We start from the raw sequence: 16,167 nt of genomic DNA on the forward strand, positions 1-16,167 counted from the left end.
CACCCCCTGTTCCGTCACGCCCTTTACATGCTGTTTAGTTGCGAGCACTTTGCAATAACGGCTGATCTTCAATAGAGGTGTGCGAGCATGACGGGCCGATCGATACGGGCTGCGGCCGCCACGGCGCTCGCCGCCGCGCTGACCTTCGGCGCGGCGGCCTGCTCCGAGCCGGGCGCCGACGGCGGGAGGGGCGCGCGGGCCACGGACTCGGCGGTCGTCGGCATCGCCTACGAACCCGAGACCCTCAGCCCGCTCCTCGGCTACGGCAAGGACGGCAACTCCAAGATCTTCGACGGACTGCTCGCCTTCGACGCGGACATGAGGCTCCGCCCGGCGCTCGCCGCCGCCCTGCCCGAGGTGAGCGACGACGGGCTCACGTACACCTACCGGCTCCGCAAGGGCGTCGAGTTCAGCGACGGCGAGCCGTTCGGCGCCGAGGACGTCGTCTTCACCTACCGGACCATCCTCGACAGGAGGACCAACAACCCGTCCAGGACGGAACTGGACGCCGTCGAGGACGTGAAGGCCGTCGGCGACGACACCGTCGTCTTCACGCTCAAGTACCCCTACACGCCGTTCGCCCAGCGCACTGTCCTGCCCATCGCCCCCGAGCACATCGCGGGCAGGCAGGACGTCAACACCGGCGAGTTCACCACGAAGCCCGTCGGCACCGGCCCCTACGTCCTCACCGGCTGGTCCAAGGGCGAGAAGATCAGCTTCAAGGCCAACCCCCGCTACTGGGGCGGCGCGCCCGCGGTGAAGAGGTTCACCATGGCGATCATCAAGGACGACGACGTCCGCGCCACGCGGCTGCGCGCGGGCGACCTCGACGGCGCCGTCCTGCCGCCCGACCTCGCCAAGGGCTTCCGGAACGAACCGGGCCGCAAGACGTACGAGGCCACCACCTACGACTACCGCACCGTCACGCTGCCCACCGGCAACAGGGTCGCGGGCGACACCGCCGTCCGCCGCGCCCTCGACGTCGCCGTCGACCGCGAGGCCATGGTCGACGCCATCCTCGGCGGCGCCGGCAAGCCCGCCTACGGGCCCGTGCCCACCGGCAGCGAGTGGTTCACCCGGGGCACCGAGCGCACGCACGACCTCGACGCCGCCAGGAAGATCCTCGACGACGCCGGCTGGAAGCCCGGCAAGGACGGCATCCGCGTCAAGGACGGCGTCCGGGCCGCCTTCCCGCTCTGGTACCTCACCGGCGACAAGCTGCGCCAGGACCACGCCCTCGCCTACGCCTCCGACGCCAAGAAGGCCGGCATCGACATCACCACCAAGGCCGGCACCTGGGAGGTCATCGAGCCCCGCATGGCGCACGACGCCGTCCTCGCCGGCGGCGGCGCACCCGGCGATCCCGACTTCGACCAGTACGTCCTGCTCCACTCCGCGCTCGCCGGCGACGGCTTCAACAACATGGCCCACTACGACAACCCGGCCGTGGACGAGGCTCTCGAAGCCGGCCGCCGCAGCGGCGACAAGGCCGCGCGCAAGGCCGCGTACGACACCGTCCAGCGCGAACTGGTCAAGAACCCCGCCTGCACCTTCCTCACCCACATCGACCACGTCTACGTCGTGAACGACACGTGGGACGGCCTGAGCACCCAAGTGGAGCCGCACGACCACGGCCTCGCCTCCGGCCCCTGGTGGAACGTCGAGGACTGGACGCCGAAGCAGTGAACCGCCGCCTCCCCTGGGGCGCGCTCGCACGCATGACCGCACGGCGGGCCCTGCTCGCCGTGCCCGTCCTCGTCGCCGTGACCTTCGCGGTGTTCGCCGTGGCGGCCGCCTCGCCCTTCGACCCGGTCAAGGCCTACACCGGCAGCGCGGGACTGACCGCCTCGCAGGAGAACCTCGACCAGATCCGCGCCAACCTCGGTGTCGACCAGCCGCTGGTCACCCGCTGGTGGAACTGGCTGACGGCCGCCCTCCAGGGCGACTTCGGCGACTCCGCCATCATGCGCATGCCTGTCGCCGATGTCATCGGGGAACGCATTGGCTGGTCCGTGCTGCTCGCCGCGACCGCGTCCGCGCTCGCCGTCGTGCTCGGCACCGTCCTCGGTGTGCTCGCGGCCCGCCGCCGCGGCGGCCCGCTCGACCGCTGCGTCAGCTCCGCCGCATACACCCTGGAGGCGGCCCCCGCGTTCTGGCTCGGGCTGCTCGCCATCTGGTTCTTCGCCCTCGAACTGGGCGTCCTGCCCGCCGGCGGGCTCACCGACACCGCCGGCGACACCGTCACCTTCGGCCAGGTCGCCACCCACCTCGTCCTGCCCGCCGCCGTCCTCGGCATCACCCAACTGCCGTGGTTCCTCCTCTACGTTCGCCAGGGCGTCGGGGACGCGCTGGAGGAGGACCCGGTGCGCGGCGCCCGCGCCCGCGGCCTCGCCGAACGCACCGTGCTGCTCGGCCACGCCCTGCGCTCGGGCATGCTGCCGATGCTGACCCTCATCGGCTCGCGCGTCCCCGAACTCATCACCGGCGCCCTGCTGGTGGAGACCGTCTTCAGCTGGCCCGGCATCGCCGCGGCCACCGTCCAGGCCGCCACCTCGGTCGACTTCCCGCTGCTCGCCGCGCTCACCGTGCTCGCGACCGCGGCGGTGCTGCTGGGCAACCTGCTCTCCGACCTGCTGTACGGCCTGGCCGACCCGAGGGTGGCATTCGATGGCTGACCTCGCCTGGACCTCCCGCGGCCGCACCCGCCGCTCGACCCGCACGACGCGCGTCACCGTGTCGGCCGTCGTCGTCGCCGCCGTGGCGCTCGCCGTCCTCGTCGTACCGCCGCTCGTCCAGCTCGACCAGCAGGCCGTCGACCTGTCGATGAAGCTGCGACCGCCCTCCGCGGCGCATCCCTTCGGGACCGACGACGTCGGCCGCGACCTTCTGCTGCGCTGCGTCTACGGGCTGCGCGTCTCCCTGCTCGTCGGTCTCGTCGCGGCCTTCGTCGCCACCCTGATCGGCACGGCGGTCGGCGCGGCCGCCGCGGCGTTCGGAGGCTGGACCGACCGGCTCCTGATGCGGCCTGGGGACACCTTCTCCTCCGTGCCGCACCTGCTCCTCGGCATCTTCGTGGTCGCCGTGTTCCGGCCCGGCGTGGGGCCCGTCATCGTCTCCGTCGCGCTCACGCACTGGCTGTCCACCGCCCGCATCGTGCGCTCCGAGGTGTTGTCGCTGCGCTCGCGCCCGTACATCGACGCGGCGATCAGCGGCGGAGCCACCAGGTGGCGGGTGACCGTACGGCACCTGCTGCCGGGTGTGCTGCCGCAGGCCGGGCTCGCCGCGGTCCTGATGGTGCCGCACGCCATGTGGCACGAGTCGGCCCTGTCGTTCCTCGGCCTCGGCCTGCCCACGCACCAGGCCAGCCTCGGCAACCTCGTCCAGTCCGCCCGCGGTTCGCTGATCGCCGGCGACTGGTGGCCCACCCTCTTCCCCGGATTCTTCCTCATCGTCCCCACGCTGGCGGTCGCGGGCCTGGCCGGCGCCTGGCGCGAAAGGATCAACCCGCGACGCCGATCGGAGCTGATGCTGTGACCACGCCGCCGGAACCGCCCCGGCCCGCGCCGCGCTCCTTCGCCCCTGGGCCGGCGCCCGGGGCACGGCGTGAGGCCGCGCCTGCGAGGGAGGCGGCGGCCGCCGCCGCGCCCACGGCCGGTGTCAGGCCGGCAGGCCGGGAACAGGATCCCGGCACCGACGCGTCGGCGGCCGTGCCGTGCGACCGTGGTGCGCCCGGTGCGCCCGGTGCGCCCGGTGCGCCCGGTGCGCCCGGTGCGAGCGTGGGCGTCGGGGCGGCGCACGCCGAAGACGCCGTGGGGCACCCGGCCCCGGGGCGCGCGCCCGGCGCGCGGGGCGGGGCTGTGCCTGGAGCGAAGGGGGCCGCGCCGCTCGGCGGCGATGGGCCGGCGGGCCGGGCCCAGTCGGCCGCCGGTGCGTCCCCGGTCGCCGCGCCCGCGTCCCGCGATGCCGAGGCGAGCGCGTGCGGCGCGCGGGCCGTTGCCGCGCCTGCGGCGGAGGCGCCAGGGGGCGGCAGGTGCGCCCACGTGGTTGCGCCGCTCGGTCATGGCCGGCCGACGGGGCGGGCCCAGGCGGCCGCCGGAGTGGGGCGCGGGCCCGTGCTGGCCGTGCGGGGGCTCTCCGTGCGGTTCCGCATGCGCGGCGGACGTCATGTCGCCGCCGTCACCGACGCCTCCTTCGACCTCGCCGCGGGGGAGTGCCTCGCCCTCGTCGGCGAGAGCGGCTGCGGCAAGTCCGTGCTCGCCTCCGCGCTGCTCGGCCTGCTGCCCGGCAACGCACAGACCGCCGGATCCGCCCGGATCGACGGCATCGACCTCCTCGACACCGACGAGCGCACCCTCGCACGCACCGTCCGCGGGCGGCGCATCGGTCTGATCCCGCAGAGCCCGGCCGCCCACCTCACGCCCGTACGGACCGTCGGGTCCCAACTGGCCGAGACCGTACGGCAGCTCACCGGGCTGCGCGGCGCGACGGCACGCCGGGCCGCCGCCGGGGCCGCCGAGCGCGCCGCGTTCCCCGCCGGCCACCTCGACAGGTATCCGCACGAACTGTCCGGCGGCCTCGCCCAGCGCGCCGCCACGGCGCTCGCCCTCGTCGGCGACGCGCCCCTGCTGGTCGCCGACGAACCGACCACCGGCCTCGACCGCGACCTCGTCGAGCACACAGCCGACGAACTGCGCCGCCACGCCGACCAGGGGCGCGCCCTGCTCCTGATCACCCACGACCTCGCGGCGGCGCAGCGCACCGCCGACCGTGTCGCCGTCATGTACGCCGGACGGATCGTCGAAATCGCCGACGCCGAGAGCTTCTTCGGCACACCGGGCCCCCGCCACCCGTACGCCCGCGGCCTGCTGAACGCCCTTCCGGAACGGGAGTTCGCGCCGATCCCGGGCCTGCCGCCCGAGCTCGCGGACCTGCCGCCCGGCTGCGCGTTCGCCCCGCGCTGCGCCCGCGCGTCGGACTCCTGCGCGGCCCTGCCTCTGTTCACCGACGGCGTCGCCTGCCACCACGCCGAGGAGCTCGACCATGCTTGACCTGCAGGACGTCACCGCGGGCTACGACCGCCGCCACCCCGTCGTGCGGGGCGCGTCCCTGCGCCTCGCGCCCGGCGAGGCAGTCGGCCTCCTCGGCCCCAGCGGCTGCGGCAAGTCCACCCTCGCCAGGGTCGCCGCGCTGCTGCACCGCCCTGACGCGGGCCGCGTCGTCGTCGACGGGGAGCCGGTACACGGGTGGCGGCACGCCGCTCCCCGGGACCTGCGCACGGCGATCGGCGTCGTGTTCCAGCAGCCCCGGTTGTCCGCCGACCCCCGGATGACGCTGCGGGCAGTCATCGCCGAACCGCTGCGCGCGACCGGACGGCGCGCGGAAGCGGCCGGCCGTGTCGAGGAGCTGGCGCACACCGTGGGCCTGACCGGTGAACTCCTCGGCCGCCGCCCCCACGAGGTCAGCGACGGGCAGCTGCAACGCGCCTGCCTCGCCCGCGCACTGGTGCTCCGTCCGCGCCGGCTGGTCTGCGACGAGATGACCGCGATGCTGGACGCCTCCACCACGGCGGCCCTCGTGGCCGCCGTGGAGAGCTACCGGCAGGACAGCGGCGCCGGACTCCTCGCGGTGGGGCACGACCACGTCCTGCTGAAGCGCTGGTGCGACCGCACCGTCCACTGGTCCGACATCGCCTCCTGACCACACGTCAACCGCCTCGTCGCCGCGGGCGCGGCGATGGGCACACAGATGACGAACGGCCGAACTCCTCGCTGCACCCTGCCCGTTGGCGCCTCGCCGTCGGATACTCACCGAGTCCCGTCCGACTCGCCGAGCCCGGAGGCCACCGTGCCGACCACCCGTCGCAGAGCCGTCACGACGATCGCCGCCGCCCTGGCGGGCGCCGTCGCCGTCCCCGCCCACGCGCAGACCGCCGAGCGCGGCGGCGGACCCGCCCGGCCCAGGCCGCTCCGCCGGGCCCACGCGCACAACGACTACCTGCACGAACGGCCTCTCCACGACGCCCTCTCGCACGGTTTCACCAGCGTCGAGGCCGACATCTTCCTCATCGACGGCGAGCTGCTCGTCGCCCACGAGCCCGCCGAGCTCGACCCCGCCCGCACCCTGCGCGGCCTCTACCTCGAACCGCTGCTCGCCCGCGTGCGCGCCAACCACGGCAGCGTCTACCGCGGTCACCACCGGCCGGTGCAACTGCTCGTCGACATCAAGACGGACGGCGTCGCCGCCTACCTCGAACTCGACCGCCAATTGCGCGACTACCGGCGCATGCTGAGCAGCTGCACCGACGGCCGCGTCCACCTGGGCGCGGTCACTCCGGTCGTCTCGGGCGACCGTGCCGCCCGCGCCCCCATGGAGGCGCAGCGCCACAGGTACGCCTTCTACGACGGGCGCCTCGACGACCTCGCCGCCCCGGCACCGGCCCCCGCCTCCTTCATCCCGCTGATCTCCGGCAACTGGAACCACAGCTTCAGCTGGCTCGGCGCGGGTGAATTCCCCGCGGCGGAACGGGAGAAGCTGCACTCCCTCGTCGCCACCGCCCACCGGCGCGGCCGGCGGGTCCGCTTCTGGGCCACACCCGACACGCCCGGTCCGGCGCGCGACGCCGTCTGGCGCGAACTGCTGGCCGCCGGGGTCGACCACATCAACACCGACGACCTGGCAGGACTCGAGAGGTTCCTGCGCTCGAAGGACCGCTGAGCCGAGTCACCCGTACGGCGGACACGCCAGTCGGCCGTGCGGGCCCGGCGCTGCGCCAGACTGGCCGCCGAATGCCGCAATTCCGGCGCGGCGAAGGAGGTTGGCGATGGCCATTTCGATCTCGTTGGTGCTTCTGCTCCTCGTCCTCGCAGTGATCTTTCTGCGCAACGGTGGTCTGAAGATGTCCCATGCCCTGGTCTGCGCCCTGCTCGGGTTCTTTCTCGCGGGCACGAGCATGGCGCCGACCATTCACGAGGGCATCGCGGCGACGGCCAATGTCGTCGGCAGCCTCAGGCCATGAACGACCTGATCAGGAACCGCACTCCCTCGGGGGCCTCCAGCGAGAAGCCGCTGCCCCGGCCGTCGACCACGTCGACCACGAGCCGGGTGTGGCTCCACCGCTCGTACTGACTGCGGGACATCCAGAACGGCACCGGCTCCCCGACCCCCGCCACGCGCAGTTCGGCCAGCAGCACGTCCGACGCTCCGGTCCGGAACTCCCCGGCCGGGTAGCACATGGGCGCACTGCCGTCGCAGCACCCGCCGGACTGGTGGAACATCAGCGGCCCGTGGGCCGCCCGCAGCCGCCGCAGCAGTCCGGCGGCCGCGGGCGTGAGCTCCACCGGGCGGCTCCCGTGCTCGTTCACAGGACGACCTCTCTCGACGGACTGACGACGCGGACGGTGACCAGTCAACTCCGCCATGGGTTGCGAGAAGGTTGCACGCCTGGTCGACGGCCCGAACCCGGTGGGCCTCGGCGCGTACGCGGCGCCGCCGGGGAGCCGCCGGGTGATCCGGGAACCGGACGGCGTCGTGCGGATCGGGAGGTCAGGGGCGGCCTGGGGTCAGGGGCGCGTCTGGTCGGCCCGCTCGGCGTTCTTCGCCTTGATGCGCGCCGCTTCCTTCCGGACTTCCGCCTGGGTGGCCCGCTCCTTCTGCAGCCACTCGGGGAGGTCCTTCTTCAGCGCGTCGATCTGCTCCGTGGTGAGGGGTTCGGTGACCCCGCCCCTGGCGAGGCCCGCGATCGAGATGCCGAGCTTCGCCGCGACCACCGGCCGGGGGTGCGGGCCGTCGCGCCGCAGGTCCTGCAGCCACTGGGGCGGGTCGGCCTGCAGAGCGTTCAGCTCGGCGCGTGAGACGACACCCTCCTGGAACTCGGCGGGGGTGGCCTCGAGGTACACACCCAGCTTCTTCGCCGCGGTCGCGGGCTTCATCGTCTGGGTGCTCTGGTGCGACGTCATGCGTCAAGGGTATCGAGCGTGTGTGCTGCCTCTGACCACGAAAGGTAGCCTTGCGGCGTGACAGGTTCGGATGCATCCCCTTCGTTCCGGCTCGCCTATGTCCCGGGAGTGACCCCCACGAAGTGGGTGCGGACCTGGAACGAGCGGCTGCCCGACGTCCCGCTGACCCTCGTCGGGGTGGCCGCGGCCGAGGCGTTCGAGGCGCTGCGCGGCGGCGGCGCCGACGCCGGCCTCGTACGGCTGCCGGTCGACCGGACGGACCTCAGCGCCATCCCCCTCTACACCGAGACGACGGTGGTCGTGGTCCCCAAGGACCACCTCATCGCGGCGGTCGACGAGGTGGCCAGCGAGGATCTCGCGGACGACATCGTGCTGCACCCCCTCGACGACACCCTCGACTGGGAGCGCCCTCCGGGGCGGCCCGCGATCGAGCGTCCCGCCACGACCGCAGACGCGGTCGAACTGGTGGCGGCAGGGGTGGGGCTGCTGGTCGTACCGCAGTCACTGGCCCGCCTGCACCACCGCAGGGACCTGACCTACCGGCCGGTCTCGGACGCCCCCCAGTCACGTGTCGCGCTGTCCTGGCCGCAGGACGAGACCACCGACCTGGTGGAGCAGTTCATCGGCATCGTGCGCGGGCGCACGGTCAACAGCACGCGGGGTCGCGCCCCGGCCGAGGTCCACCCCAAGGCCAAGGCCAAGGCCAAGGCGACGGACAAGGCCCAGGCGAAGGCCAGGAGCCAGGACAAGGGCGGCGCACAGCGCAAGCCCGCCGCCGGCACGTCGGCCGGCCGGAGCTCCAGGACCGGTTCCGGCGCCGCCAGGGGCGGCAAGCGCGGCAAGCCACGCCGCCGGTCGTAGCTCCGACGCCGCGGGACGCGGTGACGGGCCGGAAGCGGTGACGGCGCGAGGAGTCGAGGCGCCCGTAGCAAGGTGTCGACACCCCGCGCCGCACTCGCCCATTAAATTCGAACAGGAGTATGGTTTCGGTCATGGCCGACACCGACTTCCCCGACGATCTGCGCAACGCCCAGACCCGCCTCCACCAGGCGACATCGGAGCTGGCCGCGCTGTGCCGCGCCCTGCCGTGGAGCGTGGAACCCCAGGCCGGGTGGGAAGGCCGGACGCATCCGCACACCGGCGAGGTCACCGGCGGCCGTGACGACAGCCCCGGCTGGACGGAAGAGCAGAAGGCGGCCGTGGAAAGGCTCCGTGCGGAGTGCCTCGCACTGTCCGCCACGGTGGCCACGCACCCGTACTGGAAGACCGTCGAACGGGAGAAGGCCGTCGACTCCCGGATGCGGTTGAAGGCCGCCACCCGGCCCGAGGCGGTGCCCGTCGTGGACGTCGAGACCGTCGCGTAGAGCGATCGACCGAGACACCTTTTTGCGCCATGTCCGATCCGATACCCCAGCTGTCCCGTCTCCAGAAGCTGCGCATCGTGGAGCAGTACCAGGCGTACCAGCTGGAGCGCACCCGGGCCACGATCAGCGAGCTGGAGGCGGCGGAGGGACGCCGGCTGAAACAGGAGCGCGCGGCGCGCGAAGGCTCCTCGTGGAAGATCGAGCCGTCCCGGGCGACGGCCGACGACTTCGCGATCCTGCACCGCGGCGGCTGTCACATGTACCGGCGTCCGCACGGCCGGCTGAACCGCGAGGAGGCGATGATCGCCCTCGGGGAGGCCGACATCAGACCGTGCGAGATCTGCCGGCCGGAGACCGGGCTCGCGTCCCCGTAGCGCGCGGGGGCTCGTACGGGCGCCGTCCGCACGGCGGGACGCCGTCGCCCCGGCGCAGCCCGCTCGGCATACTGACCTCTCTTGATCACCGCGACTCACAGGAGGAACCTTGGCCGCCGCTTTCAAGACCGTCATCCGGGTTGACCCGGACCGACTCGACCAGGCCCGCGCCGTCGACCGGCTGTTCCAGGAGGCGATCGCCCCGCCGACCGTCAACTTCGACTTCGACAACATCCGGCAGGCCGCTGCCTCGCTTCCGGACAGCGCCATCGTCACGATGGTCCGCGGCTGGGGGCTCCAGGAGACCGCACCCGTCATGGTCATGGTGCTCTCCCTCAAGGAAGCCGTCCGCCAGGCGCTCCCGGGGACGTTCGCCGACGCCTCCTGCTGGGACACCGTCGAACAGGAACTCGTCCGCGCGTTCGCCGGTCTCGGCGCGCAGAAGGGCGAGCCGGGGCTCTCGTTCTACGAGGAGGGTGCGGACCGCACCAGCTACTACCGGGACCTGTTCTTCGCCCTGCAGGACGAGGGGACCGGTGAACACCTCTATGCCATCGCGTTGTGTATCGATGTGACCGTCGGCCTGGGCAGGAGCGAGGTCGACGCCCTGGAGATCTCGGACGTGGCCCCGTTCGCGATCCGGCTCGACGCCGTCGTGGTACGGCAGGAGCTGGGGCTCGCGGCGTGACCCACGTCTGACCCGGCGCCCGTCCGCGCCGCCGGCCCGCCGTCCCGGGCCGGATTCCGCCGCGCGTCCGCGGCGAGCCACGCGGCGCCCCCGTGTCCGATCCGCTCAAGACGACCCTGACGACCCCCGCATGAGGTCGCCTCGACTTCATGGCCAGTGCGGCGCACAGCGCCCCCGGGGCCGTGCGTCAGGCGTTCACCGGCCGGGCTCACGACCGGCTCGCGGAGATCAAGGCCCGCTGGGCCCGCACGACATGCTCCCGTACCACCACAACATCGTGCCGTACGGCGGGCGATAGCCTGATTCGCGTGGACGAACTCGACGGCGTGGAGATCATCGCCTTCCCGGACGCCCCGGCGTTCGAGGACTGGCTGGCACACCATCACACGCGCCAGGAGGGCGTGTGGGTCAAGGTCGCCAAGCGGAACTCCGGCATCCCGTCGGTCACGAGCGACGAACTGGTGGACGCGGGGCTGTGCTACGGCTGGATCTCCGGACAGCGGCGGTCGCTCGACGACCGGCACTACCTGCAGAAGTACGTTCCGCGGCGGCCCCACAGTCTCTGGTCCCAGGTGAACGTCGACAAGGCCGTGAGGCTGACGGCAGAGGGACGCATGCGTGAGCCCGGCCTGGCAGAGGTCCGCAGGGCGCAGGAGGACGGGCGCTGGGCCCGGGCGTACGAGTCGCAGAAGTCGGCCGCCGTACCGCCCGACCTCATGGCCGCGTTGGAATCGGACTCCGGGGCGAGGGAGGCGTTCGAGGCGCTGGACAGGACCGAGCGGTACCTGCTGATGCTGCCGCTGCTCCAGGCGGGTACGGCGCGGTCCCGGCGCCTGCGGCTGGAGAAGGTCCTGCGCACGCTGAGGGAAGGGGCGCCGGAATCACCCGGTTCTCCAGGCGGTCCCTGACGCAGGACGGCGATTGCGCAGGGGTATATCGGGTCAAGCAGGGGCAAGTCGACGCCCCCGCGGGGCCGATTGAATGATCGAAATGGCGGGGGGTTAGCATATGAGCGCCGCCTAGCTCGAAAGATAAACCTGTGACTGTCAACGACGACTCGTTCACCAACTGGAAGAACCGCGAAGAGATCGCGGAGTCGATGATCCCGATCATCGGGAAGCTGCACAGGGAGCGGGACGTCACCGTCCTGCTTCACAGCCGCTCCCTGGTGAACAAGTCGGTGGTCAGCATCCTCAAGACCCACCGGTTCGCCCGGCAGATCGCCGGTGAGGAGCTCTCGGTCACCGAGACCTTCCCCTTCCTGCAGGCGCTCGCCGCCCTCGACCTCGGCCCGTCCCAGATCGACATCGGCATGCTCGCCGCGACCTACCGCGCCGACGACCGCGGACTGTCGGTGGAGGACTTCACCGCCCAGGCCGTCGCCGGCGCCACCGGCGAGAACAAGATCGAGCGCCGTGAGGGACGCGACGTCGTCCTCTACGGCTTCGGCCGCATCGGCCGTCTCGTCGCCCGCCTGCTCATCGAGAAGGCGGGCTCCGGCAACGGCCTGCGCCTGCGTGCCATCGTCGTCCGCCAGGGCGGCGACCAGGACATCGTCAAGCGCGCCTCTCTGCTGCGCCGCGACTCGATCCACGGCCAGTTCCAGGGCACGATCACCGTCGACGAGGCGACCGACACGATCGTCGCCAACGGCAACACGATCAAGGTGATCTACGCCAATGACCCCTCCGAGGTCGACTACACGGCGTACGGCATCAAGGACGCCATCCTCATCGACAACACCGGCAAGTGGCGTGACCGCGAGGGCCTGTCGAAGCACCTGCGTCCCGGCATCGACAAGGTCGTGCTGACCGCTCCGGGCAAGGGCGACGTCCCCAACATCGTGCACGGCGTCAACCACGACACGATCAAGCCGGACGAGCAGATCCTGTCCTGCGCCTCCTGCACCACCAACGCGATCGTCCCGCCGCTGAAGGCCATGGACGACGAGTACGGCGTGCTGCGCGGTCACGTGGAGACCGTCCACTCGTTCACCAACGACCAGAACCTGCTGGACAATTACCACAAGGCCGACCGCCGCGGCCGTTCCGCGCCGCTGAACATGGTCATCACCGAGACCGGTGCCGCCTCCGCTGTCGCCAAGGCGCTGCCGGACCTCAAGGCGCCGATCACCGGCAGCTCGATCCGCGTCCCCGTGCCGGACGTCTCGATCGCCATCCTCAGCCTGCGCCTGGGCCGCGAGACCACTCGCGAGGAGGTCCTCGACTACCTCCGCGACGTCTCGCTGCACTCGCCGCTGAAGCGCCAGATCGACTTCACCACCGCGCCCGATGCCGTCTCCATGGACTTCGTCGGTTCGCGCCACGCCTCGATCGTCGACGCCGGCGCCACCAAGGTCGACGGCGACAACGCGATCCTGTACCTGTGGTACGACAACGAGTTCGGCTACTCGTGCCAGGTCATCCGCGTCGTCCAGTACGTCTCCGGGGTGGAGTACCCGACCTACCCGGCTCCGGCGGTCTGATTCCGCCGGCCTCACTCCGATCCGGTGCCCCGCCTGCCGGGGCGCCGGATCAGGGGTTGGTCCAGGCGCCGGGGGCCTCGGTCAGTGCGGACACACCGGCGGGCAGGTCGGCCGACGCGACGTCCGCCAGCGTCACGCCCTCCAGGATCTCGCGGACGTTGGACCGCAGTGCGATCCACAGGGGGAGCAGCGACCGGGCCGGGCCGGTGTAGGACAGGTCCGGGGGCCGGACCCCGCGCACCGAGACCAGCGGCCCGTCCACGACGCGGATGACATCCGCGATGCTGATGGAGTCGGCGGGCTGCGCAAGCCGGTAGCCGCCGTTGCCGCCGCGCCGGCTGAGCACGAGACCTCCCCGGCGCATGTCGTTCAGGATGCTCTCGAGGAACTTGTGCGGGATGTCCTGGGCGTCCGCGATGACCTCGGCCTTCAGCGGCCCGTCGTCCTGGGACGCGGCGAGGTGCAGCGCGGCACGTACCGCGTAGTCCGCCCTGGCTGAGATCCGCATGCGCGCATTATCCCGTACGGCGTGGGCCGGCGGCCCTCGCGGGTGGCCATCGGCCGACGGGCGGGTGCGGGTGCCCGTCGGCCGACGCGCTCAGGCCACGGCGGGGGTGTAGTGCGAGGCGTCGTCGCCCTCGACGACATGGCTGAGCGTGCCGTCGACACCGGCGGGCACGTCGCCCGCGACGGTCACCCGGTGCAGCAGGCGCGGCAGGTCGCCGTAGTCGTCCGGGGCGTAGTGCTGGGTGATGCGGTTGTCGAACAGGACGAGGTCGCCCGGCGTCCACGCCACGCGCACGATGTTCTCGGGGCGGGTGACGTACGACTGGAAGAGGCGCAGCAGGTCGCGGGAGTCGGAGGCGCCGAGCCCCACGATGCTCTGGGCGAAGCCGCCGATGAACAGCCCGCGTTCCCCGGTCTCGGGGTGCACCCGGACGACCGGGTGCACGGTGCGGTACTTCCGGGACACGAACTGCCTGCGGTGCTCGGCCGCCTTCTCGCTCTTCGGAGCCGCGTAGGCGGCGTAGTCGAAGGCATTTGTGTGCACCGCCCACAGCTTGTCCGCCAGCTCGCGCAGCGGCTCGGGCAGATCCCGGTAAGCGGCCGCCGAGTTGGCGATGAGGGTGTTGCCGCCGTAGGGCGGGACCACGATGCTGCGCAGCGTGGACGCCTTGGGGGGCGTACGGACGAACGTGACATCGGTGTGCCAGTGGTTGGCGCGGATGCCCTCGTCGCCGTCGACGGGCAGCACCTGGGGCCGGCCGGCGACGGAAGGGACGGTGGGATGCGCAGTGGTGAGCTCGCCGAACAGGGAGGCGAAGCGGAGCTGGCCCGCGTCGTCGAGGTGCTGGTCCCGGAAGACGAGCGCCTTGTGTTCCAGGAGCGCGGAGTTGATCTCGGTGACGACGGCGGGGTCGAGGTCGGCGGAGAGATCGGCGCCGAGGATCTCGGCGCCGATACGGCCGCCGATCCTGCGGATGTCGAAGCCGGTGCCGGTGGTCATGTGAGGGTGTCCTTTCGGTCGGTGGTCATCAGGAAGTGATGGGCAGTGAGATTCCCCCGGCCCCTGCAGGCCGTTCCTGAGCTGCTGTCCGTCCGGCCCCGTCGGGAAGGGGTACCGTCCGGCCGCCGCCGGCTCGTTCATGCCCGCATACGTCTGGTCCAGCACCCGGGTCATCCAGCGCCGGTCGGCCAGATGTCCGCCCAGTGCCTCCCGGCTCGCCATGGCCGCTCCCGCGCGGCGGGCTCCGGGGGGACGTACCAGACACCGGTACCGCTCGACGCGGTGGCACCGCTGGTACCGCAGTAGCCCTTGTCGGCCAGGACGACGTCCGCTCCGTCCTGGCCGCCTTGAGCGCGGCCCACGTGGCCGCGGGTCCGCCACCGACCACCAGGACGTCCGTGGTGAGTTCGAGCCGGTCACACCGGTCGCCCTTCTCCTGTGGCCGCCGCGGCCGGCCGGTTGGAGGGGCGGGCCAGGCCGTAGTGCTGGCGCAGGGTGCGGCCGGTGTACTCGGTGCGGAACAGGCCGCGCCGTTGCAGGACCGGCACGACGTGGTCGACGAAGTCCTCCAGGCCGCCGGGCAGGTGGGGCGGCATGATGTTGAAGCCGTCGGCGGCGCCCTGGGTGAACCATTCCTGGAGCTGGTCGGCTATCTGCTCGGGCGTGCCGGCGAAGACGCGGTGGCCGCGTCCGCCGCCGAGACGGGCGATGAGCTCGCGCAGGGTGAGGCCGTCACGGCGGGCGAGTTCGGCGACGAGCGTGAAGCGGCTCTTGTTGCCGTTGATGTCCCGTTCTTCCGGCAGCTCGGGCAGCGGCCCGTCCAGCGGCAGCCCGGTCAGGTCGGTGCCGAGCATCCCGGACAGCTGGGCCAGCCCGTACTCCGGGAGCTGAAGGTCGGTCAGCTCCTGTTCCAGGGCACGGGCTTCGGCCTCGGTCGACCCGATGACGGGGGCGATGCCGGGCAACACGAGCAGCTGGTCCTCGGTGCGGCCGTGACGGGCCAGCCGGGACTTGAGGTCCTTGTAGAAGGCCTGGCCGTCGGAGAGGGTCTGCTGGGCGGTGAAGACGGCCTCGGCGTACTGGGCGGCGAACTCCTTGCCGTCCTCCGAGGAGCCGGCCTGCACCAGCAGCGGGTGGCCCTGCGGGCTGCGCGGAACGTTCAGGGGACCCTGCACCCCGAAGTGCTCCCCGCGGTGGTTGATCTCCCGCACTTTGTCGGTGTCGGCGTAGACGCCCCGCTCACGGTCGAGCAGGATCGCATCGTCCTCCCAGCTGTCCCACAGCTTGGTGGCGACCTCGACGAACTCCCGCGCCCGCTCGTAGCGCAGACCGTGCTCCAGGTGCTCCTGCTGCCCGAAGTTGCGGGCCTCGTTCACGGTGCCGGAGGTGACGATGTTCCAGCCGGCCCGGCCACCGCTGATGTGGTCCAGGGAGGCGAACTTGCGGGCGGTGTGGAAGGGCTCGTTGAAGGTGGTGGACACGGTGGCGATCAGGCCGACATGCTCCGTGACCGCCGCCAGGGCGGACAGCAGGGTGAGCGGTTCGAAGCCGCCGAGCACGTTGTACCGGACCTTTCCCCACAGGGCGAGGCCGTCGGCGAGGAAGACCGAGTCGAGCAGGCCGCGCTCGGCGGTCTGCGCGAGCTGCTGGAAGTAGCGCAGGTCGGTGACGCGTTCGGGCTGGGTGCGCGGGTGACGCCAAGCGGCGTCGTGGTGACCGGCGTTCATCAGAAAGGCGTTGAGACGCAGGCGCCGGGGGCGTGACGCGGTCATGAGTACCTCGGATCGGAGAGTC

General features: G+C 72.1%; 18 protein-coding genes. 13 read left to right on the forward strand and 5 right to left on the reverse strand.

What is annotated here, in order from left to right; all coding sequences use genetic code 11:
• The first annotated feature begins 87 nt into the window (after positions 1-87).
• The 7 genes from ACWD0A_RS06535 (at position 88) to ACWD0A_RS06565 (ending at position 7,015) form a co-directional block, all read left to right on the forward strand.
• Complete coding sequence (locus tag ACWD0A_RS06535; RefSeq protein ID WP_451295203.1) at positions 88-1,686, forward strand: ABC transporter substrate-binding protein; 1,599 nt, start codon at positions 88-90, stop codon at positions 1,684-1,686.
• Entirely contained in the window at positions 1,683-2,675 is a 993-nt protein-coding gene (locus tag ACWD0A_RS06540; RefSeq protein WP_451295205.1) for an ABC transporter permease, read from the forward strand. The genes ACWD0A_RS06535 and ACWD0A_RS06540 overlap by 4 nt, the downstream gene beginning before the upstream one ends.
• A complete protein-coding gene (locus ACWD0A_RS06545; RefSeq protein ID WP_451295207.1) occupies positions 2,668-3,534 on the forward strand; it encodes an ABC transporter permease in 867 nt (288 codons plus the stop codon). The genes ACWD0A_RS06540 and ACWD0A_RS06545 overlap by 8 nt, the downstream gene beginning before the upstream one ends.
• 614 nt (positions 3,535-4,148) lie before the next feature.
• The gene (locus ACWD0A_RS06550; RefSeq protein WP_451295541.1) at positions 4,149-5,048 is read left to right on the forward strand and encodes an ABC transporter ATP-binding protein; all 900 of its coding nucleotides are present in this window, start codon (positions 4,149-4,151) and stop codon (positions 5,046-5,048) included.
• Positions 5,041-5,697, forward strand: coding sequence for an ABC transporter ATP-binding protein (locus ACWD0A_RS06555; protein WP_451295209.1), 657 nt, complete (start codon positions 5,041-5,043; stop codon positions 5,695-5,697). Before ACWD0A_RS06550 ends, ACWD0A_RS06555 begins: the two co-directional genes overlap by 8 nt.
• A 147-nt stretch (positions 5,698-5,844) precedes the next feature.
• Positions 5,845-6,714: a phosphatidylinositol-specific phospholipase C/glycerophosphodiester phosphodiesterase family protein gene (locus tag ACWD0A_RS06560; RefSeq protein WP_451295211.1), complete on the forward strand. Its 870-nt coding sequence runs from the start codon at positions 5,845-5,847 to the stop codon at positions 6,712-6,714.
• 106 nt (positions 6,715-6,820) lie between these two features.
• Complete coding sequence (locus tag ACWD0A_RS06565; RefSeq protein WP_177151218.1) at positions 6,821-7,015, forward strand: hypothetical protein; 195 nt, start codon at positions 6,821-6,823, stop codon at positions 7,013-7,015.
• Here the strand turns inward: ACWD0A_RS06565 and ACWD0A_RS06570 are convergent.
• Together ACWD0A_RS06570 and ACWD0A_RS06575 are read right to left on the reverse strand one after the other, a co-directional pair.
• Positions 7,005-7,361, reverse strand: coding sequence for a DUF779 domain-containing protein (locus ACWD0A_RS06570; RefSeq protein WP_307711962.1), 357 nt, complete (start codon positions 7,359-7,361; stop codon positions 7,005-7,007). The genes ACWD0A_RS06565 and ACWD0A_RS06570 overlap by 11 nt on opposite strands.
• Before the next feature lie 198 nt (positions 7,362-7,559).
• A complete protein-coding gene (locus tag ACWD0A_RS06575) occupies positions 7,560-7,955 on the reverse strand; it encodes a DUF5997 family protein (RefSeq protein WP_307711961.1) in 396 nt (131 codons plus the stop codon).
• A gap of 57 nt (positions 7,956-8,012) precedes the next feature.
• Between ACWD0A_RS06575 and ACWD0A_RS06580 the strand changes: the two genes are divergently transcribed.
• From ACWD0A_RS06580 to ACWD0A_RS06605, 6 genes are all read left to right on the forward strand, one after another.
• Positions 8,013-8,816, forward strand: coding sequence for a LysR family substrate-binding domain-containing protein (locus tag ACWD0A_RS06580; RefSeq protein WP_451295214.1), 804 nt, complete (start codon positions 8,013-8,015; stop codon positions 8,814-8,816).
• 131 nt (positions 8,817-8,947) lie between these two features.
• Positions 8,948-9,319 (forward strand): hypothetical protein, encoded by a 372-nt coding sequence (locus ACWD0A_RS06585; RefSeq protein WP_451295216.1) that lies wholly within the window; start codon positions 8,948-8,950, stop codon positions 9,317-9,319.
• Positions 9,320-9,348: 29 nt separating this feature from the next.
• Positions 9,349-9,693 carry a DUF6233 domain-containing protein gene (locus ACWD0A_RS06590; RefSeq protein WP_451295218.1) on the forward strand — a complete coding sequence of 115 codons (345 nt, stop codon included), beginning with the start codon at positions 9,349-9,351 and terminating at the stop codon, positions 9,691-9,693.
• A 109-nt stretch (positions 9,694-9,802) separates the two neighbouring features.
• A complete protein-coding gene (locus tag ACWD0A_RS06595; RefSeq protein ID WP_451295220.1) occupies positions 9,803-10,381 on the forward strand; it encodes a Type-2Aa cytolytic delta-endotoxin in 579 nt (192 codons plus the stop codon).
• 308 nt (positions 10,382-10,689) lie between these two features.
• Positions 10,690-11,289 (forward strand): YdeI/OmpD-associated family protein, encoded by a 600-nt coding sequence (locus ACWD0A_RS06600; RefSeq protein WP_451295222.1) that lies wholly within the window; start codon positions 10,690-10,692, stop codon positions 11,287-11,289.
• Between the two features lie 131 nt (positions 11,290-11,420).
• On the forward strand, positions 11,421-12,866 hold the full coding sequence (locus tag ACWD0A_RS06605; protein ID WP_451295224.1) for a glyceraldehyde-3-phosphate dehydrogenase: 1,446 nt from the start codon (positions 11,421-11,423) through the stop codon (positions 12,864-12,866).
• Between the two features lie 49 nt (positions 12,867-12,915).
• Here ACWD0A_RS06605 and ACWD0A_RS06610 read toward each other — a convergent pair whose 3' ends face one another.
• The 3 genes from ACWD0A_RS06610 to ACWD0A_RS06620 form a co-directional block, all read right to left on the reverse strand.
• On the reverse strand, positions 12,916-13,374 hold the full coding sequence (locus tag ACWD0A_RS06610) for an RrF2 family transcriptional regulator (protein WP_451295226.1): 459 nt from the start codon (positions 13,372-13,374) through the stop codon (positions 12,916-12,918).
• A gap of 90 nt (positions 13,375-13,464) precedes the next feature.
• Complete coding sequence (locus ACWD0A_RS06615; protein WP_451295228.1) at positions 13,465-14,373, reverse strand: TauD/TfdA dioxygenase family protein; 909 nt, start codon at positions 14,371-14,373, stop codon at positions 13,465-13,467.
• Between the two features lie 416 nt (positions 14,374-14,789).
• Positions 14,790-16,145 (reverse strand): LLM class flavin-dependent oxidoreductase, encoded by a 1,356-nt coding sequence (locus ACWD0A_RS06620; RefSeq protein WP_451295230.1) that lies wholly within the window; start codon positions 16,143-16,145, stop codon positions 14,790-14,792.
• Positions 16,146-16,167: the final 22 nt, after the last annotated feature.

This window comes from Streptomyces sp. NPDC002867, assembly GCF_053591895.1.